Consider the following 23,499-nt stretch of genomic DNA (forward strand, 5'->3'; position numbering starts at 1 on the left):
GTGTGCGATTGGCAACCGTACGCGGCGGACCATTTTTCCTGACCTTTTCGAGACTTGGGGCGGGATCGCCGCTGGCGCGGGCGACGCCGATCCGGCACGGTCAGATGGTGCAGGGAACGGATCATCGCGGACCGACGCGCCGCGCGGTGCTGGGAATGGTCCCGGCGATGGCGCTGGGCGCGTGCGGGCGCACGGCGGGCGTCGCACCGCTCAGGGTATGGGCGATGAGCTATGAGGGCGATTATTCGCCGCACCTCATGCCCGATTTCACTGCGGCGACCGGCATTCCGGTCGATGTCCAGTCGCTGCCGACGACCGCCGCCCATGAAAAGCTGCTGACCGCGCACGCCGGCAACGCGCTGCCCGACGTGCTGATGCTGTTCAACGGTTGGATTCGGGAGTTCGCCATGATCGGGGCAGTGGCGCCGGTGCCCATCCCGGCGCTGACCGCCGGCATCTTCCCCGGCATCCGCGACGCGTTGCGGATCGGCGGCGTCGACTATGCGGTGCCATGGTCGGTCGCGCCGCAGGTGCAATATTATCGCCGCGATATCGTGCGCGACGCGGGCTATGCCACGCCGCCGCTCGACTGGGCGGGGTGGCTCACGATGGCGCGCGCGATCAAGCGGCGGCGACCGGACGACTATGTGTTCCTGATGCTGCTCAACTGGCCGACCGCGCTGCTGACGATGATGACGCAGGCCGGGGCGACGATGCTGCGCGACCGTGCCACGCGCGGCAATTTCCGCTCCGACCCCGTTCGCCACGCCTTTGCCTTCTATGCGCAGTTGTTCGCCGAAGGGCTGGCGCCGCGCGCGTTGTCGACCGAGGTGCAGGACCCGGTGGCGGCGTTCGCGCAAGGCTATTTTGCGATCTGGCCGAGCAGCCCGACAACGTTACTCGACCTGCGACGGCGAGCGGCGGAGATACCGGCGGAGCGCTGGGGCACCGCGCGGCTGGCCGGGCCGACCGGACCGGGACCGGTATCGGGCGACAGCGCCAGCCTGTGCGTGACGACGGCCTGCGACCGGCCGCAGGCGGCATGGGCGCTGGTGCGGCACATGACATCGCGCGCCAGCGAGCTGAAGTTCCAGCGGATGATCGGCAACCTGCCGGCGCGGCTGGATGCGTGGGACTCCCCGCAACTGGCGCAGCCGGTGCTGGCGGCGTTCCGCGAACAGATGGCCCAGCCCGCGCCGATCCCCCCGGCGGTGGAATGGGAACGCATCCAGAGCGAGGTGCAACTGGCCGCCGAACGGGTGGTGCGGGGGCTTCAGACGATCGACGAAGCACTGACCGCGCTCGACGAACGGGTCGATCGGCTGCTGGCGCAGCGCCGCGCGCTGGTCGATGCGGGACGAATCGCATGACGCGCGAGGCGCGGGCCGCGTGGTGCTTCACCGCCCCGGTGCTGACGATCATCGTCGCGGTGTTCGTGTTGCCGACGCTGCTCGCGATGGCGATGGCATTCACCGATTACTCGATCTACGCGCTGGCCGATCCGGGCAACCTGCACTTCACCGGCATCGCCAATTTCACAACGCTGTTCGCGACGCCGTTGTTCTGGCGGGCGATCGGCAACACGCTGTTGTTCGCGCTGTTGGGGGTGCCGATGGCGATCGGTGCGTCGCTGTTCGCCGCATTGCTGCTCAACGATGCGACGGTGCGGTGGAAGCCGTTGTGGCGGGTGGTGCTGTTCGCGCCGTTCGTGACCAGCGTCGTCGCGACGGCGGTGGTGTGGCGGTTCCTGTTCAACACCCGTTTCGGCCTTATCAACCAGGCGCTGGGCGTGGTCGGGCTGCCCGGTGTCGACTGGCTGGGCGATCCCGACACGTCGATCCCGGCGATCCTGATCTTCGTGACGTGGAAGATCTTCGGCTACAACATGGTCGTGTTCACCGCGGCGCTGGCGGCGGTGCCGCAGGATCTGATGGAGGCGGCACGGCTGGACGGGGCGGGGCGGTGGACGCGGTTCCGCCACGTGACGCTGCCGGCGATCGGCCCGACGCTGGTGCTGGCCGGGGTGATGAGCGTCGCCAGCTTCCTCCAGATCTTCGCCGAACCCTATGTCATGACGCTGGGCGGGCCGGCGCAGAGCACGACGACGATCCTGTATTTCATGTTCGACGAAGGCTTCAAATGGTGGAATCTGGGACAGGCGAGCGCAGTGGCGCTGGTGCTGTTCCTCATGATCCTTGCCGTCACCCTTCTCCAGACGCGCATCGCCAGGCGAAACGAATGGCTGTAAGATGCCGCCGCGCGATCGTCGCCAATATGCTGGTCGTGGCGCTCGGCCTTCTGACGCTCGCGCCGCTCGCCTATATGGTCATCGTATCGTTCATGCCGCGCGGGGAATCGGGCACGCTGCCGATCCCGCTCTGGCCGTCGCGCTGGACCCTCGAAAACTATCACGAGCTGTTGGTGCGGCGGCAGATCGACGGGGCGTGGTTCGATTACCGCATCCTGCCCGCGCTCAGGAACAGCATCGGCGTCGCCGCGCTGTCGACGCTGCTCGGGCTGCTGCTGACGGTGCCCGCCGGCTATGCGCTGGCCAAGCTGCGGTTTCGCGGGCGTGAGCGGGTGCTCAAACTCCTGATCGCGGCATTGGTCGTGCCGGGGCAGGTCGCGATGCTGCCGCTGTTCCTGATCTTTCGACAGCTTGGGCTGGTCAACAGCTATGCCGGGGTGATCCTGCCGGGGCTGGCCGGCATCTTCGGCGTGTTGTTCGTGCGGCAGGCGATGCTGGCGGTCCCCGACGAACTGATCGATGCGGCGCGGATGGACGGGGCGGGCGAGGGGCGCATTTTCGTGTCGATCGTGCTGCCGTTGCTCACCCCGATCGTCATCACGCTGGCGTTGTTCCTGTTCCTGGGTAGCTGGAACGATTTCCTGTGGCCGTTGATCGTGCTGGCCGACCAGCATCGCTACACCTTGCCGGTCGCGGTCGCAGCGATCGCGCGGGAACATGCCGCCGACGGCGAATTGATGATGGCGGCGTCGGTGGTGACGACGATGCCGGTGCTATTGCTGTTCCTGCTGCTCCAGCGCTTCTATCTGACCGGGCTGCTGGGCGGCGGGGTCAAGGGATAGGCGCGGCCGTCGGGCGCGAACAGATGGGTGTCGGCGGCGGGCACGGCGAATTGCAGCACCTCGCCCAGCGTCACCGCGCGGTCGCCGGGCAGTTGTGCGACGATCGCCCCCGCTTCGCCCCGCCGGCCGAGATGCGCGAACGACAGCGGCCCCAGACGCTCGAACAGCTCGACCGCGCCGCCGAACGGTCCGTCCGGGTCCGGCAGGAGGTGTTCGGGCCGGACCCCCAGCGTGACCGTCGCGCCAATCGCATCCTTGGGCACCAGTGCCACCGTCTTCACCATGCTGCCGTCGCCAGTCCGTACCGTCGCGCCCTCCGGGCCGTCGGCGATGATGGTCGCGGGCAACAGGTTCATGCCGGGCGATCCGATCGCCGCCGCCACTGCCAGGCTGGCCGGGTGGCGATAGACGTCCAGCGGCGCGCCGACCTGTTCGATCCGGCCGCCGTGCATCACGACGATCCGGTTGGCGAGGGTCATCGCCTCCAGCTGGTCGTGCGTCACGTAGATCATCGTCATGCCCAACTGCTGGTGCAGCCGCGCGAATTCATGCCGCATCCGCGCGCGCAGCGCCGTGTCGAGGTTCGACAGCGGCTCGTCGAGCAGCAGCACCTGCGGGCGGCGCACGATCGCACGGGCGATCGACACGCGCTGCCGCTGCCCGCCCGACAGCGCGCGGGGCTTGCGCGCCAGCAGGTCGCTCAGGTCGAGCATCGCCGCCGCCTCCCGCACACGCGCGGCGATCTCCGCCTTGGGCAGTCGCGCGACCTTCAGCGGAAAGGCGATGTTGTCGGCGACGCTCAGGTGCGGGTAGAGCGCGTAGGACTGGAACACCATCGCCACGCCGCGTTCGGCGGGCGGCGCGTGCGTTACGTCGCGTCCGCCGATCGCGACGGTGCCGGCGCTCGGCGCTTCCAATCCGGCGATCATCCGCAGCAATGTCGATTTGCCACAGCCCGACGGACCGACCAGCACGACGAACTCGCCATCGGCGATGGTGAGCGTCGCCGGCTGCACCACGGCGGTATCGCCGAACCGCTTCATCAGTCCGGTCAGTTCGACGTTCGCCATTCCCGATCCTTGTCCGTCATCACGACCGGACAGCATGTCGCTGGCCTATCTTGCTGGAACGGGTAGCGGATTCTGGTGATGGGTCCAGTACGCGTACGCCACGGGCCGGGTGGGGGCGATCAGGAGAGACGTCATTCCGCTGGCGGGGCAACTGCCCTCAGGCAACACGCGGATAATGGCTGATTTCCACCGCCTGGTGACCCCTACGAGAGGCGTTGATCCAGCGTGAAAAGCACGTATTTCTGCGGTTTTCGCGGGTTGCTTGCCCATCGGTTTGGACACACGGGCTGTATCCATGTGTGGCATCATTTCAACCTGCCATGGGCAAGCCGTCAAGCCATAATATACAAATCCTAGGCGGTGCCTTCGCCGGGGTTTATCGGCAGTATGTCGAGAGTCGGAAGGGCGCGGACGATCTTCATCGTCTCCAAGCTCACCGTGATCATGCGCTGGAACAGCAGCAGCGGATAGGCCGGGTCGCCGACCGTCTCGATCGCGTAGCGGTTCGCGTCGTTGATAATGCCGCTGGCCTTGTCGACCTTTACGCACTGACGCTCCATCACCCATTCCAGCGCGGACTTACCGTTGACCACATAGTCGTGGGCGTCGAGCGGAATGTCAGCGATGGTGATGTTGGCGTTGTAGATCACGGACGTTTTATCGAGATTTGGTCGCTTGCCCGCGAACCGCATCTGCTCGACGCGATAGAAGCTTTCCGGGTCGGGCGGCGGGACGAGCGATGTGTCGCCGCGCGTGAAGACGACTGGGTACGGGTCGACCTGCTCGTAATTGACGTGATATCCCGCCAGAGCGCGTCCGGCGTTGGAGAAGGCCCAGAAATCGGCGGCGGACCGGACCCGGGGGATACGGGGCAATTCCTTTGCGAGATTATCGGCAAAGCGAGTGCGATAGTCCTCCGAATGGAGCAGGCCGTAAATATAATAAAATAGGTCGCGCTTGCTAATCGCCTCGCCAGGATAGGCTGACCGGAAATGGGCGAGCCCCGTATCCGTAATCGCTTCTCGGCGGGTTACGATCAGGGTCTTCGGTGCGGCGTCTTCGGCGAACAGGTCGCCCATGGCTCCCGCCTTCATGCCATTTCCTCCACGGTTTCGTAGAGAAACATCGGAAAGCACTGACTCCCGTCGATGTCCGCCATGTGCAGGCTGGGCAGAGCGTTGGTCATCAGTGCGGTAAACGGAACCTTCTGTCCCCCGCCCGACACGCAAATTACCAAATTTTTCTCTTGACACTCGGTCAGTTGAAGAAAATTCTCGCTCGCTCGCTCGCTCGCTCGCTCGCTCGCTCGCTCGCCTTCGCCGTCACACTTGCGTCCGTCTCATAAAGATATTCCGGGAAGCATTGCGTGCCGCCGTCGGTCTGCAACTCCGGAATATGATCGGTCATCAAAGCAAACTGGCTGCCGTCGTGCTGGCGCTGCTTTACCATAATGACGCGATTACCCGCTTCGGCCACGGCCAAGGGGAAGATGCGCGGCATCTGGTAGACCCGTTCGTTAACGGTCCTGCTATAATACAGCCACTGCCGGGTGAATGGTCGATAAAGGCTTTGTGTCAAAGCGGTATGATCAAAATCAAGTCGATTATTCCTTGCAAAATCGACTTTTAATGCCGCGGACCAGCTTATCTTTTTCGGATTTGTGTCAATGAACTTGTCGAATGCGGCGTCTCGTTCTTTGCGATCGAATTCGGGGTTTGACAAGTTAAAGCGATCCAATTCCCCGTTATAGAAGCCGATCATCGCTCGCATATTTTGTGCAACCGCTTCGCGACTAGCATTAAAGCACCAAACGTCTCTCTGGCTTTTCAGGCCACTAGAGTAGCTCTCAAAAAGCGTTGCGTTGCCCTTGGTGCCCTTATCGCCGAGGGGCATGAAAACGTCGAAACCACTATCGCGTTGGCTCAACCAGTCTCCATGCCTATCAGGCGTGATCGCCGTCCAACCATCTGCCTTCCCGATCCCACCAACGCTACCAAAGCGGGAAACGGCCGCCAGCTTCTCCTCTCGGCTAAAATAATCGCCGATATCGTGGAAGTGAATGCGCCCTTGTTCGACCGCGTCCGGGTTCTTCACGAGCAGCGTGATCGCAACAGGCGTGCGGCTGCCGGAGCCGAAAATCTTGCCACCCTCGCGGCGGGACCGCTCGCCTGAGGTCCGCTGATTGCCACGTAGGTGGAACACATAGATGCTGGCGAATTCGTTCGCCAAGCACTGGCGGAGTCCGTCAGCCGTATTCGCATCTAGCCAGCCCGCGTTCGATACATAGGCGACGACGCCGGCATCGCCGATGCGGTCGCTCGCCCAACGAATGGCGCGGATGTAGCTGTCGTAAAGCGCATTCTTATTGGTCGCCTTCGACGCCGCCGCGTAGGTTTCGCGGATGCGGCGATCCAGTCGCGGATAGGACAGATTCGCGGCATTGTCGTTCGCGCTGCCCTGACCGACTGAATAGGGCGGATTGCCCATGATGACACGAATATCAAGCGCCTTCTGGCGGGTGCGGCGATTGCTGTTGTCCGCCATCAGGCTGCTGATCAGATCACGCTCCTGCTCGTAAAGCTGGAAGGTGTCGGTCAGGCAGATGCCCTCGAACGGCCGGTAGTCGCCGCCGGACATCGTGTGGTAGACCGCCTCGATGTTGATCGCGGCGATGTAGTAGGCGAGTAGCACGATCTCGTTCGCGTGGATTTCGTGCGCGTATTTGTGAGCCAGTTCCTCCGGCGCAATCAGCCCTGACTGGAGCAGGCGCGTGATGAAGGTGCCCGTTCCGGTAAAGGGATCGACGATGTGGACACCCGGGCTGCCGAGCGTCTGACCGAACTCGGACTGAAGCACGTCGTTCACCGAGTGGATGATGAAATCCACCACCTCTACCGGCGTATAGACGATACCCAGCCGTTCGGTCATCCGCGGGAAGGCGTTGCGGAAGAATTTGTCGTATAGCTCGACGACGATCTTCTGCTTCCCAGCCGCGTTGTTGATCCCCGTCGCGCGCATCCGGACGCTGGCATAGAAGCGCTCGAGCGCCATGGCTTCCTTGCCGAGATTCTGCTCGTGAAGGGCGGTAAGCACTTCCTCCATCGCCATGGACACAGGATTGTTTTTGGTGAAGCTATAGCCTTCGAACAGCGCCTCGAACACCGGCCGGGTAATGAGATGCTGTGCCAGCATCTCAATAGCATCCGCCTCGCTGATGCCTTCGTTCAGATCGTCCCTGATCTCGGCAAGGAAGCGCTCGAATGCAGCGCGCCCTGACGATCCCTGTTGCTGAACGATGGCCGTGATGCGGGTGATATGGGTTTGGGCAATCTTGGCGATGTCGCCTGCCCAGTCTTCCCAATAGTCTCGCCTGCCGCACTTCTTCACGATCTTGGCGCGGATCGCCGAGGTGAATTCGTCGAGCGTGAAGGAAAGCTGATCGCCCTTTCCATCGGCGGCCGCACTGCTGCCGTCGCGATCGTCATCGGCGGTCGAGCCGCCGCCATCGCCAAGCCCAAGCGGCTTTGCACCCTTGGCAGATTTGATCGGCAGCTTGTTCGATACCGCGATAACTTCGATCTGGTCGCTGACATCGACGCCAAGATCCATCTTGTTGATGGTTGCATCAAACCGCTCGTCATGCGCCCGCAGCGCGTTCAGGATCTGCCAGACAACTTTATACTTCTCGTTGTTGTTGAGCGCTTCCTCCGGCGCGACGCCAGCAGGGATGCCAACCGGCAGAATCACATAGCCCATCTTCTTGCCGGGCGCGCGGCGCATGACCCGACCGACCGACTGGACAACATCGATCTGCGACTTGCGAGGGTGGAGAAACATGATCGCGTCGAGGGCGGGGACGTCGACACCCTCGCTCAGGCATCGGGCGTTGGATAGGATACGGCAGCTGTGATCCTCGTGCTCGGCCTTGAGCCATTCGAGTTCGCGGGTGCGCGTCTTGGCATTAAAGGTGCCATCGACATGATGAACCTCACATCGGAGGGCGTCGTCGTCATCGTTCGCCACAGAGGCAAGATATTCGTCCACCACGGCGGCGAATTCGTCGCGCACCAGCTTGGAGGAGGCGATGTCGCGACAGAAAGCCAACGCTCGACCCATATGGCTTGTGTCGTTCGCGACGTCCCCGCCAAAGTCGGCCTTGGTCAGCGCCTTGTAGCAGCCGACGATCTTGGTTGCGTCGTCAAGCTTGAGCTCATTGTCGGCGTCCTTGAGGCGGTTCTGGATGCTGGTGCTGACCATCGCCTCGTCAACCGCCAGCACGATCACCTTGTAATCGGTGAGCAAGTCGTTCTGGACCGCCCAGCCGAAGCCCCGCTGGAACAGCGTGTCGCCATAGAGGGCAGGGTCGTCCATCGAGCAGAGCTCGGCGGAAACTTCCTTCGCCTTTGATCGCACCGCGTCGCCGAAGATCCGCGGCGTCGCGGTCATGTAGAGGCGCTTCCGGCCGGCAATGAAATCCTGATTGTGGATGCGGACAAAATTGCTCTCATCCTCGCCATCCAGAGTCGCGCCGGTGGTGCGATGAGCTTCGTCGCAAATGATGAGATCGAACTCAGGAAAGCCGTGCTGTTTCTGAGCATTCGAGATGACCTGGATTGACTGGTAGGTGGAGAACACCACGGTCATCTCATCCGGGGTAGGGACCTTCGCCTTGGCGGCCAGTTTGGCAGGATCGGTCGTGGCCGGATGCGCGAGATCATGGACATCAATATCGCCAATGTCGTCGCTGCCTCGGTTCCGCTTGCCGACCTGTGCGTCGGAGCAGACCGCAAAGGCGCGTAACGGAGTGGTGCTATCGAGCGACCACTCCCGCACCGTCTGGCTCATCAGCGCCAGCGACGGTACGAGGAACAGGACGAATTTACCGGGGCCAGCGAGGTCTTCCGCGATCTTGAGGCCGGTGAAGGTTTTGCCGGTGCCGCACGCCATGATGAGCTTGCCGCGATCCGCCGACGCGAGCCCGTGGCGTGCCGCGGCGAGGGCATCACGCTGATGGGGCCGAACCTCCTTCTTCGGAGCAAGAACGATCCGATCTTCGGCGAGATACGCCTGCCAGTCGATCGGGCTCTGCTCCAGTCGGTCCATGCTGATGCGGGTGGTCGCGATGCTCTGGCCGTCGAGCGCATCTTCGGCGTTCTTGCTCCATGCCGCTTCGGTGGTGTCGATGATCAGGCGGCGGGTGAAAGGAGCCTTGCCACTGGCGGTGAAGAACGAGTCGATATCTGACTTCTGAACGTGGTAGTCGGCGTGGTAAAATTTGCACTGAACGGCACAGAAGCCGTCCTCGTTGCGTAGCTTCGCAACCAGATCGACGCCCGTATCGGTCTGCTTCCAACCCCTTGCCTCCGCCCAGTCGCGGAATGTCCAGGCATCTTCATACTGCTGGGCCAGCTCGGGATCATGTTTAAGAAACTCGGTACAGAGCCGCTCAAAATAGGTTCCTTTTTCGCGCTGGCTCTTGGCCCCGGTCCGATATCGTTCGAGCAAATTACGAATCGCACTGGCCACACAAACTTCCCCGCCAAATCCAACATGACCGACATAGCGGCGATGGCCCCAGATGTCAGGGATTGCTCGCGCCGATAAGCTGGCAAGACCAGGCCTCTAACGGGGATTGAGGAAATCGGGTTCATTGTGACTGAGGAGGAGGAAATTTCAGGCGCAACAACGCAAATTGGCGGAAATGCCGCCAATTCGCCAATGCGCGCGCTCGATTTTAGCGGTCGAGCGCGGTGTCCTCCAGCCGCAGGCGGCTTCCGGAAGGCGGTTGAGGGTAGGGGGGCACTTGCCGGTGTCGGGTTCATGCCGGACACTGTAAGGCATGACCGGTCCTGGCCTGCCTGACGAACAGCCCGTCTTCTCGCACCATGTGCGGGCGTTGTTGGCGCGTCGGGCGCAGGCGGACCGAGACCTGGTGGGCGCGTCGTATCGTCGTGGACGAAACCGGCAGGTGGAGGTCGATGGCAGACGACCAGGGGGCCGGGGCAGGGCGGAGGCGCTCGCCAGAGTCGTCGGCGTCGATTTCCACCAGCCCAGTCCGCTCAGACGGCAAGCCCGGCAGAGCGGGGGCGGGCGGGTGCCGCACTTCGATATGAAGCCGATCGGCAAAAGTCATGTGCCGACGAGCAAGGGCGGAAAGGTTCACCACCGCTCCAAGGCAAAGGGCAGGGCGGAAAAGCATTTCGACTATCTGCGGGACGGCGCGAAGGTCACGATCGTCAGCCACCTTGACTATATCCAGCGCGATCATGCGGTCGCGGATCTGGCCGAGGAACTCGTCATCGACATGATCGACGAGCAGGTGATCCGGGCCGGGATGAATGCCCGTGCCATCGTCTCGAACATCCCCGGCAGCCCCGAGCGCCAGCGGTCTTTGTTCGTCGCGGCGGAGCGGTGCGAACGCGAGCCTAGGGTCCACCACCTGACCGCCTCGACCGCCAACGTCGCGGTCTATGACCGGGTGGCGGGGTTCGCGAGCAGCCCGGCATGGCTGCGCGACATGAGCGCCAGATTGAAGGTCGCGCGCCGTGAAGGCGAAGCCGAGGCGGCCGCCAGGGGGCGCCCCTTCGAGGACCGGCAGGTTGTCGTCGCCGACGTCACGCCCGAAGAGGCGTTCGAGCGGCTGACCTGGTGCGATCGGCATCCCTCGTTTCCGGCACCGGAATGGCAGCAGGGGCGCACCGGACGCAGTCACTATCGGTTCGTGCAGGAGCTTCCCATCGATGCCACGCCCCAGCAGCATGGCCAGATTCTGCGCGCGGCCGTGCAGATGCTCGCGACGGACGGCTGGATGGCGGTGGGGGTGATCCACCAGCCCGATCCGCACGGCGACAAGCGCAATGTCCACATCCATGTCGATGCCTACGATCGCCCGGCGCAGTGGCTGGAGGAGCATGGGGTCTGGGACTTCGAGGTCGTCGTGCGCAGGAACGGCAAGGTCACGCGCCCCTATCGGCAAAAGAAGGTCAGCTATCGGGCGGAGCCCGACTCGAGCGGACGGCGCGCCAAGATCGATACGGCGAAGCTTATGCGCGGGCGGTTCATCGACATCGTCAACGGGGTCATGGGCGAGGAGCGCTATCTTCACGGTACCTATAAGGAAAACGGCATTGAGCTGACCCCGCTCGAGCACATGGGCAATCGCGCGATGGCACATGAGCGGCGCGGACAGGCGACGGAAGTAGGTAGCCGCAACGCGCAGCGGATCGTGAACGACGAACTTGTCGCCTGCGAGACGAAGGCGGAAACGGCGAAGACTGTGCTGGCAAGGGACATGGCGCTGATCGTCCCCGCGGTCGGAGGCAACGCCGACGCGCTTGCCGCGGCTCGACGGTATGAGCGCGTGTCCCGCCGGCTGATCCAGCGTCGGCTCGACATGGAAGTGGCCGACGTCGTGGTGGCGGCCGCGCGGTCCCGTGCAGAGGCGGTGATCGCGACGCTGATGCCGGAGCCCGGCCGCCGGTTGAAGCCGCGCTCCGATGACGATGCGCTGCTGGCGGCGGCGCGGGCGCATCTCGCCTGGGTGGCGCGTCATTCGCCCTCGGACAATGAACGTGCGCTTGAGCGCAAACGGATCGCCCGGATCGCGGCGCATGTCCGCGCCGCTTGGGACGAGGTAGCGGCGGCGATCGGCGGGAACGCATCGCGTGACTCGACGATCACCTATGTCTCGACGCGACCGGCACCTGGCGGGTCGCTGCCGCATTCCAATTATGAGGAGCAGGTTCGCGGGCGTCTGCGGCGGTGGCTGGGGCGTCACGGGCGCGATGAGGAGCGGCTGGTCTTTGCCGAAGACACGGTGCGCCTCACACCGGGCGTGCCGATGGCGATCGACCGGCTGATGCGCCAGTTCGGCGGCGAGGAGGAATTTCAGAACTGGCTGCGCGACGAGCAGGTGCGGCGGGCAGAGCAGGCCGTGACCGACGCCCGGCGCGAGCGCGACAAGCAGGCCGCGCAGCAGCGTGCCGATGCAGCACGCCGCGATCGACAGTCCGCGGAGCCGAGGCCAGTCGACGTTGCCACCGCAGCTCCTGCGCCGCAGACCCGGTCGCAACCGCGACGCGTAGATCCCGCTTCTGCCGATCGGCGCGATGCCCGGCCGCTCGATCTACGGCCACAGGATCAATCCGCCGCGACCAAGGTCGATGCCGGCCGTCCTAGTGAAACACATCGCCGCCCCGGACCGGAGTCGGAGCGGGGGGAGAAACGTCGCCGGCACGAGCAGCACTCGCCCGTACGACGGGACAAGCCGAAAGGGCCGCCGCCCACCATCCGCAGCAAGGGCCCCGATGACGACCCGCCCCTCCCGTGGCCAGATCCTCGCGGCCACGGACGTTGAGGAAGGGCTTCCAGCCAGCAGCGATCATTAGCTGGCGTGAAGGAGAAAGGATGACCGCCTGTTGGCTGCACCATGATGGTGAAAAATGACCTGGCGACGCGCGAGCAGCCCCGCGCCGCTTGAAGACGGAAATACCTCGATGAAGATCAAGAAGACGGCTGTGACGACGACGTGGCAGAGCCCGGCGCAAGTGATGGACACGCTGTTCGATGTCCGCGAGCCGGGCTGTGACGGTGTCGGCTTCGCGCTGCTGCGTCCCCGCGCCAAGCAGAAGGCGAACAGCGTCGCGGCGCTGGTCGGCGCGAAGCTCGCGCCGATTAAACCGGCGGGCGGGACGCCGACGACGGTCTGCGGCATGCCGGTAACCGCGCGCGACCACCGGGTTGTGCTGGCGCGCGGCGTCGCCGACACCGTGCTTACCCGGCTGCTCGACGATTACGACGCGGCGACGCGCCCGCACCAGCGTCTGCTGGCGGCGGTCATCACCGTGCGCGGTGACGAGGACATGCCCGCACACGACCTGCTCGATATGGCGACGACCTACGCCACGATCCATCTGGCACGAGGGCGCCGGCTGACCAGCGTGGTCGCGTTGCATACGCCGGGTGATGAACTGAGCAGGGCCTTGCCCCACGCACATATCTGCATCCTTGCCCGCCAGCACACCCCGAGCGGCTGGCTCGCCGAGCATGAGGATCTGACCGACACCGCGCACGGCCTGTGGGCGGAAGAGTGGGCAGCGTTTCGCGCCGGTTGGGAGCGGATCGCCGCTGCGGCATGACCGTATCGGCGGGGCGGCTGGCGCCGCCCCGTCTGCCATCCCTGCGTGATAGTGGCGTCAGAACGACGACTTGGCCGACGCCCCGCCGCCAGCAGCGCGTTGCAGCTGTGCCTGCCAGGCGCGTTCCGTGTCGCCGCCTGCCATCAGGATCAGCCTGGCCTTGTGGTAGACGTCTTCCTGGGCCCGCAGCGCCGGCTTGGCGGCTCCGTACGCCGACCGGCAGGGCTCGCCCGCGCTGCACCAGGTCAGATCGAGGGGAAGCTGCGGTGAAGCGGCATGGGTCGGTGCGCCATAGCGCTGTGTCAGCTGCGCCCGGAGGTGCGCGCCCGTGCGACCCGCCATCGGTGCCTCGTATTTGACCACCTTGACCTCGGCGCCCGACGGCACCGGCCGGAACTCGACGATGAGCGCCTCATCACCCTTGCCCGCCTGGATCGTGGCTATACCGGTGCGCGGCAGGTCGAACGAGGAGGCACCGCGTTGCTGGCGCTTCTGCTCCTCGACGGCGGTCGCCCAGTCATGGCCGGGGAAGGTCTCGACCTTCCAACCATCGCGGGCGAGTGCGGCCTGCACCTCGGACGCCAGCATGCCGATCCGCATGCCCGCGATGGTCAGCGGCTTGGCAGCAACTCTGGTCTGGGCGCTGGCATCCTGTTCGGCGACGGACGCCGACCCGCAAGCGGCGAGCAACGCCAGCGCGGCGGTGGCGGTGATTCTGGTCATCATGATCTATCCTTGGGTGTGGGACGTGCGTCGTCGTTCGCCGGGAAGTATCCCGGCGTGGCAGGCCCGATGTCGGTGGTCGTTCTATTGGTCGGCAGCGATCCGCGTGGGTGGCGAGCGCGCCCGGAAGGCGCGGGTCATCGCAGCACCAGCGTAGCGAAGCCGGCGGTGTCGTGGACGCCGGCGACGTGGCCGGCGTTGACGGCATGCGCGATACCGAGGCGCAGCGACTGGTTCGGACCAAAGGCGGTCGACCAGCCGAGTTCGACATCGAGTTCGCGTGCGGTCGGCATCAGGTCGATGCTCGCGGTGCGGGTGGTAAGAGCGCCGCTCATCAGGTCGTAGGAGACCGGCGCCTGCACGGTGGCGCGGGCGCGTTCCAGCCGCAGCGGGGAGGATAGCCCAAGTGTCGCGGTGCCGCCGCCCATCCGGTGCGCGGCGTCGACCGCGAAAGCGCTGCCGACCAGCGGACCGGTGAAGCGCAGCAGGTCCGAACCACCCTGAACCCTGGTTGTCGCGGCGGTGGCGCGGGCCGACAGCAGCAGACCGGCAATGCCTCGGCTGGCAGCGAGCGTGGCGAGTGTCGTGCGGCTACCGGAAAGCGCAAAGCCGGTGGCACCGCGAAGGCCGAGCACCTGACCCCGTTCGGCCAAGTCCGACAGCTCGACGCCGATGCCGGCTGGCGTGGTCAGCGACACCGTGCGCAAGGCGGCACGACCATCGCGCGCAGTGCCGGATGCGACGCTGGCTGACCAGCCGCTGCTTACCCAAGTGAAGGATTGGCCGACCGGCGTCGCGACCACGCCGCGCAGCGCCGAGCCGCTGATGCCTGCGCCCTGACCGATGGCGATGTTGGCAGCGAGCGTCATCGACTGACCCGCCGCAGGCGAGAAGGCGATGGTGGCGGGCCGGTTCGACCGGGTGCCCTGCCACGGGCCGGTCGTGGCGGAGGTGAAGCCGAGCAGCGTGTCGGTCGGCGTCGGCGTCAGCCAGGGTGGGTCGACCGGCGCCAGCATCGCGCCCGCGAGCAGCCCCGAGCCGCGACTGCGCGGCGCGGTAGAGCCGGTCATGCGGTAGTCGCGGCCATAGCGGTCAAACACCGTCATCGCGGCGTTGGTGGCTGCCAGCGCACCGCCGCTCCCGAACGGACCCGACAGCGTCAGCGACGAATAGCGCGCCAGCACCGTATCGGCGGCGGCAAAGGCGCTGGCGGGCGCCTGCGCCTTCATCGCCTGCTCGATGTCGAGCAGGCCGGCGCCGTAGAGCTGGTCGACACCCTTGTCGCCGAGGTCGGTGGCAGTATCGAGCAGGATGCGCGCGATCGCCTTGCCGCCGAGCTGCGGCCAGTATTGCTTGAGCAGCGCCGCCGCCCCCGCGATCGCCGGCTCGGCAAAGCTGTTGCCCGTCGTCGTGACGAGACTGCCATCCTTGCCGACGACCTGCACGCCGGTTGCAACGACTGCCAGCGTGCGGTCGGCGAGGTCGCCGGGGCGGCCGTTGCCGGTGGGCGGGCGCAGCGCCGCATCGACGCGGATGCCGAACAGGAACCAGTCCCTGTTCTCGAGATCGGCGCCGACGAGGTTGCGCGCGATGGTGCCGGCGGCCGCGCTGTCGTCGCCGATATCGTTGGAGACGGACTCGACCAGCAGCCGGTCGGCGCGGGCGACCTGATCCATCGCCGCCTTCTGTTCGGCGGCAGCCTGGCCGCTCGATACGCCGTTGAGGCTGAGCGACAGGACGAAAGCACCCTTGTCGACGCCGTAGCGGATCGCGGGCGCGATGTTCATCGCGTTGGCGGCGCTGCTCTCCTTGATAACCGAGGTCGCGGTGACGCCCTCGAGATCGGGACCGCTGATCTTCAGCGCCAGCAGCGTCGCGTCGGGGGCGATACCGTGCATGCCGGTGCCGTTCCTCGCCGCCAGCGCGACCGAGGCGGTCTCGGTGCCGTGACCCTGGATGTCGTCGAGCGCGAAGGTCACCGTCTCGGGCGCGCAGGTCGGGCAGCGCGCGATCCGGTTCTCGAACGCCTTGCTGTCGGGTGAGATGCGGCCGGCGAACTCGGGACCGTTCACAGTGATGCCGGTGTCGATGACGGCGATGGTCACGCCTTTGCCGGTGATGCCCCTGTCATAGGCATGAGCCGCCCTGGCGCCGACCACGGCGGCGGACGCCTTGTATTCCGTGCCATCGGCGGCTGTCGGCGGTGGGGTGGGCGTCGGCGTGGGCAGTGGTGCCGGGGTGGGTGCGGGCGTCGGCGCAGGGGTAGCGCTTGGCGGCGAGTTCGTGCCGGGCGTGCTGACGCCGCCCCCGCCGCCGCCACATGCGGCGAGCAGCAACGCACCCGAGACGACCGATCCTGTATTTAGTGCCTCGCACCATCGCCGGCGATATCCCTCTACCATGCACACCCCCGTGTTCGGCGGTGCATGGCTCCTCCAGCCGGCGGCACCGCCCCATGAAACGAGGCGGTGCCGGCCCGTGAGCCGGAGATTGAGAACCTGCAGATAGACAGGCGCGAGCGTCTTTAGGCCCCCGAAAGAGCCCTGGACATGCACGCCCGCTCCCCGGCCGAAACTGGTTCGGGCCGGGCTTACGGCTACTATCTGCGAGGTTCTCACGCCTCGGTCCGCCTGCTGACGAACAGGCCATCCATATGCCGGCTCGGTTAACGAACCAAGTCATGTTGTGCAGGTGAAGCAGTCTTGGCTGCACCGCGCCTCTGGAAAATGCTCAAGGCAGCGATGGGATCAGCAAGCCATCATCGATGCTTAGCGAGCCGCCAGCGTGAATGATCCGCTGGAGGAAAGAAGATGAAGCGACGCCGGTATCCCTGGGTGTTCCGCATCGCCGCCGCGGTGATGCTGCTGAGCGTGGTCGCCGGACAATGGTGGCAGCGCCAGCCCGCCGGTGAGGTCGGCCTCGCCATGCTGACGGTCATCGCCGCGCACTGCCCTGCCGCCGTTGACCAGCAACGCGGCGGCAGGATCAGCGTCGCCGACAGCGCCCGCGCGCTCGACCGCTGGGGCTATGCGCGGCTGACCGAGATGGTCCGCCGCGATGGCCGCGACCGCTGCCGGCGGCAGCACTGAGGGGAAAGACGGTCGGGGCGAAGCGAAGCCCCTGACGAGCAATGAAAATCGAAGGGGGCCTGATCCGGACCGACCCGGTCCGGGGATCACGCCAAGACTCGAAGGCTCCCAATGCCCAACATGATCCACGAAACGCTGCCGACCGCGTCGGTCGCGCTCATGCACTATGTCCTTGCCGAACTCAAACCCGACGAACCCGACCAGCTCTACGGCAACACCGGCCTGCCCGCCGCCGTCGACTTCCCCGTCCACGACGTCATCGTCTCGGTGACGCCGGTCACCGCCCGGCTTTTTGATCAGGCGCTGCTGCGCTGTGCTGCGGCCCGCCAGCGCGACGTCATGCTGATCCGGCACGGTTTCCACCCGGAGACGATCGACCCGGTCCGGGTCGATGTCGTGCTGCACTCGGTCGGCGGCCCGCTGCTGCTGACCGACCTCAGCTTCTTCCGCCACCGCGATCGCAGCCTGCACCTCGTGCCCGACAACGCCGGGCGATCCGTGAAGATCGGCGATGGCGGTCTCGAGCTCGGCATCCGGCCGCCCTGGGACAGCGCGTGGGACCGCGCCGCCGGACTGGAAAGTGCTGCTGCCCAGATCGTGCTCGCCTGCCGCCGCAGGAACCGGGGTTGAGATGAGGAGGAGGACAAGCGGCCCCGATGCGGGGATGAAACAAGGAAGCAAGACGATGACCATGACCAACGACGCGTTCGAGACCAACTGCACCAAGGCCGTCGCCCGGCTGCTGCTCGGCAACCGCAAGCTGAAGGAGGGCATCGTGCTCACCGGCGGCAACCAGCTCGACCTAGACGGCAAGGTCCGGCTCGCCCGGCAGGCCCGGGCGAACAACACCGATGTGCTGCACCTCGAATATGGCACGGACGAAAACGGTCGCCATGCGCTGACCGGCATGATCGTCTTCCTGATGCGCGGTGACATCTGTCACATCCAGACGCAGTGCCGGCTGTTCCTGGCGAAGGGCGGCACCCGCGGCGTTGTTCTGCCGCAGCCCGGCGCCCGTGGTCACTACCGCCTGGCGCCCGGCGAAATCCTTCACATCGATGGCAAGCCCGCCGGCGACGTCACCGACGGCATGGCACGCGCCGATGCCTGGCTGGCCCGTCAGCTGGCGCTCGGCGGTGATGCGATCGATGACGGTCGATACCAGGTCTGGTCGCAGGCGGCGTGACGGTGGCGACGACAGCGATCATTGAGGCGCGACCGTCCACAAGGGTTGCCGGACGATGGCTGGCGATGCGCGGTGTGCACCGGATGCCGCCGTGACGCTGCGGGTCAGCCAGAAGCCCGGGACGAGTTCCGCATAGCAGTCCTTCTGCTCGGGTGTCGCACCCAATGTCAGCACCATCAGCGAGAACGGGGTCTGCTGGCTTTTGCCACGTATATCGAGAAAGCGGACGCGGCCCTGCAGCAGATAAATGTCTGCGTCCGCGCTCAGCGTCTGGTGGAACCAGGCGGAGTCGGTTCGAACCGGCACGAGGCAGACCACTGTCTCGACCTTGCCGGCCCGCCATTGATCGTGAGCGTGCCGCAGCCAGCGCAGCAGTTGCGAATAGGGAGGATTGACGAACGCGACCTTGCCCGACCAGTCGTCGACCAGCCCGTCGCCGCCGTCGCTGGGCAGAATCCGGCGACGCGCGATCACCGGGCTGAGCGGATGCCCGCACGGATCGAGGTCGATCTCGCCGAACGCCGCGTAGATGTTCGCCATGAAGTCGACCGGCGTGAAGCGGATGTCGCGATCCTCCTTGTCGCCCTGTCCCCAATAGGATCGCTCGGGCGCGCGGCGGCGGGCGTTCGGTGCGATCACGGCCAGAAGGCGCAGCAGGCTGGCGACCGATCCGCCACCCCGCTCAAGGCTGGCGATAGTGGTCGGCGACAGGCCGGTCTTTTCCGCCGCGTCCCTCAGCGACATCGACCGCTTGCGCCGCTCCGCGCGCAGCCGCTCGGGCAGCGTCTTGCCCGCCGCAAGACCGGTCAGACAAAAGTCCAACGCCGCCATGGCAGCGATGAGGGTCGGCACTGACCCGACACCCTTCTCCAGCCGCTTGATGGTTTGCGCATCGACACCGATCCGGTCCGCCAGCGTCCGCTGCGACCAGCCGGACGTCCGGCGAGCATCACGTAGCTCGTGTTTCAGAATATGATCCCGGTTGAGTTCACATCTTACGTGGCTAGCTGATGTTGCGCGGTATCGGCAAGGCCATCGCCTATTGATGTATTGAGCAGCTACTGGTCCACCCTGCTAGCGGATGCGGACTGTCCGCATTTCGCCAAAACTAGTCGGGGCAGGGCGGCAGCTGTCGACCAACTCAAGCCGTTCCCAGCGCGCGCGTGAATGGCCGCTCTTGCTGGAACCCGCCATTCCCGTCCCGTTGAGCGGTCCGGTAAGCAGCCCCTCCAATACCGATGGGGTGGACGCCCCCTGACGGCCTCGATGTGCCAGAGTGGAGGTGTGAAGCATCACTGGTGGCGTCCATGGATGATGGGGTGGACTCTCCCGTCATCATCATACCGAAACAGTGTCAGCCAACCGCCGCCGCATATGCGGATGGGTTGGCTGACGACGTTGTCCGGGTGATCGACGTCGCGTGATTATGCCGGCGGTGGTCAAGCGTCGAAAGCGCGTTCACCACTGCCGGATGCCTGATCTGCTGGTGCGGGCAGCTACCATTGGTCCAACGGCGGTCTGGTGCCGGATTAGTCGGTCTCCGCGCTCGCAGGCGGCGTTGCGCCCGAAGCGTCTTCGCCGAGCGCAAGTTCATCGTCCGCAACGGGGAAAAATCCATAGCGGCCGACATTCTCCTGCTTCGAGAAGAGCTGGATCGACGGGCTCGGGTTCATGTCTGGATCCGGATCCTCGTTCTCGACGATGATGATCTGGGAAAGGTCGCCACGGCGGGCCAGGTCGGCGTAGAAGGCTTGTTTTACCGCCACCTTCTGCTCGGTCTCTAGTCCGTCCTCGTGATCGGCCTCGCGGAACGTTACGAGCGGCGAGTCCAGCACGATGAAGCCTGCCGAGCTGCGCCCGAGCGACTTGATCGCCTGCTGGAGGCCGATGGTGAACGCGGCGTGCGTCAGTGCCCTCAGGCCTTTGCCTTGGTCGCCTCGGCGGCGATTTCCGAGAACCATGTCCTGCCGCGCCTCGTCGAAGTAGACCGGCTTCTCGTGCGGGAAGCGCCATGCATCGAGCAGGTTCTCGAATGCGACGCTGATCGCCTGGATGCTGGCCGCCGGGAGCCCGGGCCTCTCGTCGCTCGTTCGACCAGCCGTGTTCAGCGCGGCGAGCGCGTCGGCCCGTCGGGAGACGAGAGCGGCGATGCGATCAACGAATGCAAGCGCCCGGCGGACGTCAGCGCGGGTCGAATACAGCTCGTCGACCTGTCGCCGGGCTGCCGACAGCGCAGGGGTCAGCGTCTCGCGCACAAGCGCGTCGGCGGCTTCGAACCGCTGTCGAGCGTCCGAGGCGCCCGTCCCGAGCATCTGACCCTCGTTGTCGAGGTCGGCGATTGCCGCAGCCAGCTCGAACTGCAGCTGACGAATCTTCGCGATCTCGCTCTCGCACGCCGTCCGCAAGCCCTCGATGTCGCCATCGGTAGGGACGCCATCGTGGCGGTGATCGCCCGCTGCGGCACCGCACAGCGGGCAGGTGCCTTGTGGCAGGGCAACGAGGTAGGCTCCGGCCTCCGCAATCGATTCGAGCCGCTGCAAATCGGACGCGTAGCTTTGGTCCAGCAGTGCGAAGCGTTCCTTAAGGCCGGCGATCTCACTAACGCGCGCCTGGATCCGCTCCGACATAAGCCAGGCGTCGCGGCGGGTCTGCTCTTGGTCTTCGAACCTGACGCGCTCGACCGAGATGGCTTCTTCGCTTGCTGCGATCGAGACCTCCAGCCTTTGCAGCTGGTCGTTCAGGTCTGCGGCCGACGCGTCGGTCAACTCCTTTAGATTGGACTCGTAATCCGCGATCAGCTCGTCGAGCACCACGATTTGGCCTTCGATCTCGGCCTTGGCGATCGCCCGCTTCTTGGTCGCGACGAGAGCGCTGTCGTCGATCCCCGTCAGCAGCAGCTTGAACAGGCTGGTCTGAGCTGTCTTCTGAGTCGAGTCGCCGGTGACGACCGGCGACGTCTTCTTGATGATCGTCTCCTCGTCGACGATCAGGAGGGAGGCGAGATTGCGGAAGCTCAGGTTCTGCAGCTCGTTGTTCACGTTCTTGCGCAGCCGCTTCCGGTCGAGGTCCACCAGGCGCAGCAGGAAGGTGCTAATGTTGTCCGGGTCGCTCGCGTTGTGGCGGCCCGCAAGGATCACTGCGGGGCCATCCTCATCGGACAGGTCGCGTAGCTGGAAGTCGCCCCCCGCCAGCGCGCGGGTAAGTTCGTATTGTTGACGGTCATTTGCCGCGATCAGCAGGTGGATGCGCTCGTAGCCCACGCTCTCGGGAATCTGGCGCGGCGGCGTCTGGCCGCCGAGCATGAAGTCGATGGCCTCCACCAGGTAGGACTTGCCCGTATCCGATGGGCCCGAAACCACGTTCAGACCCGGCGCGAACGCGATCTCGGCATCCGTCTTGCCCGGCCCGGTGACCCGCAGTCGTCGCAGTTCGAAACCGCTCATAGCTGCAGCTCCGGGGGTTGCTGGACGGCCTGAAACTCGCGGGTCCAGCGCTCGAAGCGCGCGTCGAAGTAGCTCTTCAACTCGTCGTCATCGAGGGAACCGAAGGTGTCGAGCGCCCAGGCCGCGCGTTCGCGCAGGGTTTGGCTGTATGCGGACTGGAGGCATTCGAGGAACGGGCCGGCGCCGTCAGATGCGGCGTAGAAAATCCCATCCGCGCGGGCATGGCGCTCCACTAGGCTGCGGCCGATGAATAGCAGTAGTCCGCGTTCGATGATGCCGCGCCGGACGAGCAGTTCGCCGTTCCGCAGCGGAGTGTTGGGATGCAGGCTGTCCGGCCCGTCGGCATCGCTGGAGTGCACGACGAGATAGTCGAAGTATAGCAGACGCCGCAGGTCGAATTCGTCCGGGCACGCCTCGGCGAGGATCGCCACCGACCTCAGACCCGTCTCAAGTGCGCTGTTGAATGGCGAGGATTGGGTGATGGTGTCAGTCACCTGCAGGCACCCATGTCAGCCTGTCATCGTTCGCGAGCTGATGGACGACGCCCTTTCGGTCGCCGGGCTCGACCCTGCCCAGCAGGGCTGAACTGGTGAGATTGAGGTTCGTGGCGTGTGACGTGGTGGCATTCACCCGCGTCAGGCCGCAGTCATGCTTGGCCTCCGCCGTGTCGATGACACCGTCTAGGATCTGGTCCTGCAGGTTCTCGAACGCCCCGTCCGGCAGTGTGTCGCGCGAGAAGCTGCGCAGCGCCTCAGCACAGTAGAAGCTCTCTCGCGCACGGATGAGATGACGCTGGTGCGACGTGGTCAGGGCATCCGGCTCAGCATAGGTGGTGTTCTGATTATCCCCATAAGCCTCGAGCAATTTGGCGACATAGCGTGTCTCCCCGGCCGCGATGTCCACGGGTGGCAACGGCGACGTGAGCCTCGCCGGAAGGCCGAGACCGAAGCGGACGGCGAAGTATGGGGTCTTGCGGTGCTGCTCGATCAGCTGCGGCGTCGGCAGATGTCCAACGCGGGTGAAATCGAAACCTTGGACATGCGCGAGCAGCGCGCCATCAAGCGGAACCTCGGTGGTCGTGGTGATCTGCCTCTGGCATTTCGAAGCCCAGTTCGCGATCAGTCCCTCGCGCAGCTTCTCGGGCTTCTTGAGCAGGTTGAGGAGCTTGGTGCCCACGCCGCGCGGAGCGACGAACCGGTATGCCCGTGGGACACTGTAATCATTAAGATGGGTATAATAGCAGAGTTTCCCGAGCTCGACCCAGATGTCGCCTGGCGCAAGCGGATGGTCGTAATGCTTGCACTGGTAGTTGTCCCAAGAGCTGGCGGGATCGGACGGATCGACCGTGGCGATGACATCGCATCCCATGTCTCCGGCACCACCGGCGCGCTCGACAAGCGCATAGCCCGGAAGGCTCGACGCCCATTCGTCGACCGTCGCCTCCCATTGATCGGCGGAGAACAGCTTGATCCGTTCGATGGGCGGGATGTGGGGCCCTGAACGGATTTCGAGCGGGTCGGCGTTCCCCATCGTGGCGCTTACGCTTATTGCCCGGACAGGATGCTTCATCGTTTCGAAATCAACCCCTCTCGTCATTCCATGCTTGGTGCCAGCGGCGTCTGCCGGGATGAACTGGCCCCCAGATGCTTCATTAGCGGGACACCTACATGAGGCAAGCGTGACGATCGGGTCATCTTGGGATGACGGTCCAGCGTAAGCATAGGCTGCACGTGAACAGCCTATGCCATCGCTGCTGCGACG

18 protein-coding genes are annotated in these 23,499 nt (G+C 65.2%); 8 read left to right on the forward strand and 10 right to left on the reverse strand.

Annotated features, from left to right (window positions below):
* Positions 1-8 precede the first annotated feature (8 nt).
* From ASE83_RS05905 to ASE83_RS05915, 3 genes are read left to right on the forward strand one after another with little or no spacing between them, the layout of a single operon-like run.
* Entirely contained in the window at positions 9-1,370 is a 1,362-nt protein-coding gene (locus ASE83_RS05905; RefSeq protein ID WP_162236592.1) for an extracellular solute-binding protein, read from the forward strand.
* Positions 1,367-2,248, forward strand: coding sequence for a carbohydrate ABC transporter permease (locus ASE83_RS05910; protein ID WP_055785234.1), 882 nt, complete (start codon positions 1,367-1,369; stop codon positions 2,246-2,248). The genes ASE83_RS05905 and ASE83_RS05910 overlap by 4 nt, the downstream gene beginning before the upstream one ends.
* Positions 2,239-3,090 carry a carbohydrate ABC transporter permease gene (locus ASE83_RS05915; RefSeq protein WP_055785237.1) on the forward strand — a complete coding sequence of 284 codons (852 nt, stop codon included), beginning with the start codon at positions 2,239-2,241 and terminating at the stop codon, positions 3,088-3,090. The genes ASE83_RS05910 and ASE83_RS05915 overlap by 10 nt, the downstream gene beginning before the upstream one ends.
* On the opposite strand, the gene ASE83_RS19060 is transcribed toward ASE83_RS05915, so the two are convergent.
* From ASE83_RS19060 to ASE83_RS05930, 4 genes are all read right to left on the reverse strand, one after another.
* Positions 3,051-4,160, reverse strand: coding sequence for an ABC transporter ATP-binding protein (locus ASE83_RS19060; RefSeq protein WP_055785240.1), 1,110 nt, complete (start codon positions 4,158-4,160; stop codon positions 3,051-3,053). The two genes, ASE83_RS05915 and ASE83_RS19060, sit on opposite strands and share 40 nt — an antisense overlap.
* A 353-nt stretch (positions 4,161-4,513) precedes the next feature.
* Complete coding sequence (locus ASE83_RS05925) at positions 4,514-5,239, reverse strand: type ISP restriction/modification enzyme (RefSeq protein WP_156352772.1); 726 nt, start codon at positions 5,237-5,239, stop codon at positions 4,514-4,516.
* Between the two features lie 11 nt (positions 5,240-5,250).
* Positions 5,251-5,421: a type ISP restriction/modification enzyme gene (locus ASE83_RS19100; RefSeq protein WP_162236644.1), complete on the reverse strand. Its 171-nt coding sequence runs from the start codon at positions 5,419-5,421 to the stop codon at positions 5,251-5,253.
* On the reverse strand, positions 5,418-9,686 hold the full coding sequence (locus ASE83_RS05930; RefSeq protein ID WP_082462726.1) for a DEAD/DEAH box helicase: 4,269 nt from the start codon (positions 9,684-9,686) through the stop codon (positions 5,418-5,420). The genes ASE83_RS19100 and ASE83_RS05930 overlap by 4 nt, the downstream gene beginning before the upstream one ends.
* Positions 9,687-9,999: 313 nt before the next feature.
* On the opposite strand from ASE83_RS05930, the gene ASE83_RS05940 reads away from it, so the two are divergent.
* Together ASE83_RS05940 and ASE83_RS05945 are read left to right on the forward strand one after the other, a co-directional pair.
* Positions 10,000-12,516, forward strand: coding sequence for a MobA/MobL family protein (locus ASE83_RS05940; protein ID WP_082443144.1), 2,517 nt, complete (start codon positions 10,000-10,002; stop codon positions 12,514-12,516).
* A 139-nt stretch (positions 12,517-12,655) separates the two neighbouring features.
* Complete coding sequence (locus ASE83_RS05945) at positions 12,656-13,297, forward strand: hypothetical protein (RefSeq protein ID WP_156352775.1); 642 nt, start codon at positions 12,656-12,658, stop codon at positions 13,295-13,297.
* A 57-nt stretch (positions 13,298-13,354) separates the two neighbouring features.
* Here ASE83_RS05945 and ASE83_RS05950 read toward each other — a convergent pair whose 3' ends face one another.
* Together ASE83_RS05950 and ASE83_RS05955 are read right to left on the reverse strand one after the other, a co-directional pair.
* The gene (locus ASE83_RS05950) at positions 13,355-14,023 is read right to left on the reverse strand and encodes a hypothetical protein (RefSeq protein ID WP_055785248.1); all 669 of its coding nucleotides are present in this window, start codon (positions 14,021-14,023) and stop codon (positions 13,355-13,357) included.
* A 134-nt stretch (positions 14,024-14,157) separates the two neighbouring features.
* On the reverse strand, positions 14,158-16,422 hold the full coding sequence (locus ASE83_RS05955) for a S8 family serine peptidase (protein WP_235513099.1): 2,265 nt from the start codon (positions 16,420-16,422) through the stop codon (positions 14,158-14,160).
* Positions 16,423-16,830: 408 nt separating this feature from the next.
* Here ASE83_RS05955 and ASE83_RS05960 point away from each other — a divergent pair, with 408 nt between their 5' ends.
* From ASE83_RS05960 to ASE83_RS05970, 3 genes are all read left to right on the forward strand, one after another.
* Positions 16,831-17,109 carry a hypothetical protein gene (locus tag ASE83_RS05960; RefSeq protein ID WP_055785254.1) on the forward strand — a complete coding sequence of 93 codons (279 nt, stop codon included), beginning with the start codon at positions 16,831-16,833 and terminating at the stop codon, positions 17,107-17,109.
* Positions 17,110-17,229: 120 nt separating this feature from the next.
* Positions 17,230-17,739 carry a hypothetical protein gene (locus ASE83_RS05965; RefSeq protein WP_156363532.1) on the forward strand — a complete coding sequence of 170 codons (510 nt, stop codon included), beginning with the start codon at positions 17,230-17,232 and terminating at the stop codon, positions 17,737-17,739.
* A 55-nt stretch (positions 17,740-17,794) separates the two neighbouring features.
* The gene (locus ASE83_RS05970; RefSeq protein ID WP_156352778.1) at positions 17,795-18,295 is read left to right on the forward strand and encodes a hypothetical protein; all 501 of its coding nucleotides are present in this window, start codon (positions 17,795-17,797) and stop codon (positions 18,293-18,295) included.
* 18 nt (positions 18,296-18,313) lie between these two features.
* On the opposite strand, the gene ASE83_RS05975 is transcribed toward ASE83_RS05970, so the two are convergent.
* The 4 genes from ASE83_RS05975 to ASE83_RS05995 all read right to left on the reverse strand — a co-directional run bounded on the left by ASE83_RS05975 (position 18,314) and on the right by ASE83_RS05995 (position 23,268).
* A complete protein-coding gene (locus ASE83_RS05975) occupies positions 18,314-19,342 on the reverse strand; it encodes a DNA N-6-adenine-methyltransferase (protein ID WP_327196411.1) in 1,029 nt (342 codons plus the stop codon).
* Positions 19,343-19,824: 482 nt separating this feature from the next.
* Complete coding sequence (locus ASE83_RS05985) at positions 19,825-21,738, reverse strand: AAA family ATPase (RefSeq protein WP_055785264.1); 1,914 nt, start codon at positions 21,736-21,738, stop codon at positions 19,825-19,827.
* Positions 21,735-22,232 carry an ABC-three component system middle component 2 gene (locus ASE83_RS05990; RefSeq protein ID WP_055785267.1) on the reverse strand — a complete coding sequence of 166 codons (498 nt, stop codon included), beginning with the start codon at positions 22,230-22,232 and terminating at the stop codon, positions 21,735-21,737. The genes ASE83_RS05985 and ASE83_RS05990 overlap by 4 nt, the downstream gene beginning before the upstream one ends.
* Positions 22,225-23,268, reverse strand: coding sequence for an ABC-three component system protein (locus ASE83_RS05995; RefSeq protein ID WP_055785270.1), 1,044 nt, complete (start codon positions 23,266-23,268; stop codon positions 22,225-22,227). The genes ASE83_RS05990 and ASE83_RS05995 overlap by 8 nt, the downstream gene beginning before the upstream one ends.
* Between the last annotated feature and the right edge of the window lie 231 nt (positions 23,269-23,499).

This window comes from Sphingomonas sp. Leaf32 (assembly GCF_001421765.1).
Classification (GTDB): Bacteria; Pseudomonadota; Alphaproteobacteria; order Sphingomonadales; family Sphingomonadaceae; genus Sphingomonas.

What these genes read in the sequence shown, in the direction of transcription:
- ASE83_RS05910 (WP_055785234.1), top strand. Translation starts at nt 1,367, where the DNA reads ATGACGCGCGAGGCGCGGGCCGCGTGGTGCTTCACCGCCCCGGTGCTG.
- ASE83_RS05915 (WP_055785237.1), top strand. Translation starts at nt 2,239, where the DNA reads ATGGCTGTAAGATGCCGCCGCGCGATCGTCGCCAATATGCTGGTCGTG.
- ASE83_RS19060 (WP_055785240.1), bottom strand. Translation starts at nt 4,160, where the DNA reads ATGGCGAACGTCGAACTGACCGGACTGATGAAGCGGTTCGGCGATACC.
- ASE83_RS05925 (WP_156352772.1), bottom strand. Translation starts at nt 5,239, where the DNA reads ATGGGCGACCTGTTCGCCGAAGACGCCGCACCGAAGACCCTGATCGTA.
- ASE83_RS05940 (WP_082443144.1), top strand. Translation starts at nt 10,000, where the DNA reads ATGACCGGTCCTGGCCTGCCTGACGAACAGCCCGTCTTCTCGCACCAT.
- ASE83_RS05945 (WP_156352775.1), top strand. Translation starts at nt 12,656, where the DNA reads ATGAAGATCAAGAAGACGGCTGTGACGACGACGTGGCAGAGCCCGGCG.
- ASE83_RS05950 (WP_055785248.1), bottom strand. Translation starts at nt 14,023, where the DNA reads ATGATGACCAGAATCACCGCCACCGCCGCGCTGGCGTTGCTCGCCGCT.
- ASE83_RS05955 (WP_235513099.1), bottom strand. Translation starts at nt 16,422, where the DNA reads ATGGTAGAGGGATATCGCCGGCGATGGTGCGAGGCACTAAATACAGGA.
- ASE83_RS05960 (WP_055785254.1), top strand. Translation starts at nt 16,831, where the DNA reads ATGAAGCGACGCCGGTATCCCTGGGTGTTCCGCATCGCCGCCGCGGTG.
- ASE83_RS05965 (WP_156363532.1), top strand. Translation starts at nt 17,230, where the DNA reads ATGATCCACGAAACGCTGCCGACCGCGTCGGTCGCGCTCATGCACTAT.
- ASE83_RS05970 (WP_156352778.1), top strand. Translation starts at nt 17,795, where the DNA reads ATGACCATGACCAACGACGCGTTCGAGACCAACTGCACCAAGGCCGTC.
- ASE83_RS05985 (WP_055785264.1), bottom strand. Translation starts at nt 21,738, where the DNA reads ATGAGCGGTTTCGAACTGCGACGACTGCGGGTCACCGGGCCGGGCAAG.
- ASE83_RS05995 (WP_055785270.1), bottom strand. Translation starts at nt 23,268, where the DNA reads ATGGGGAACGCCGACCCGCTCGAAATCCGTTCAGGGCCCCACATCCCG.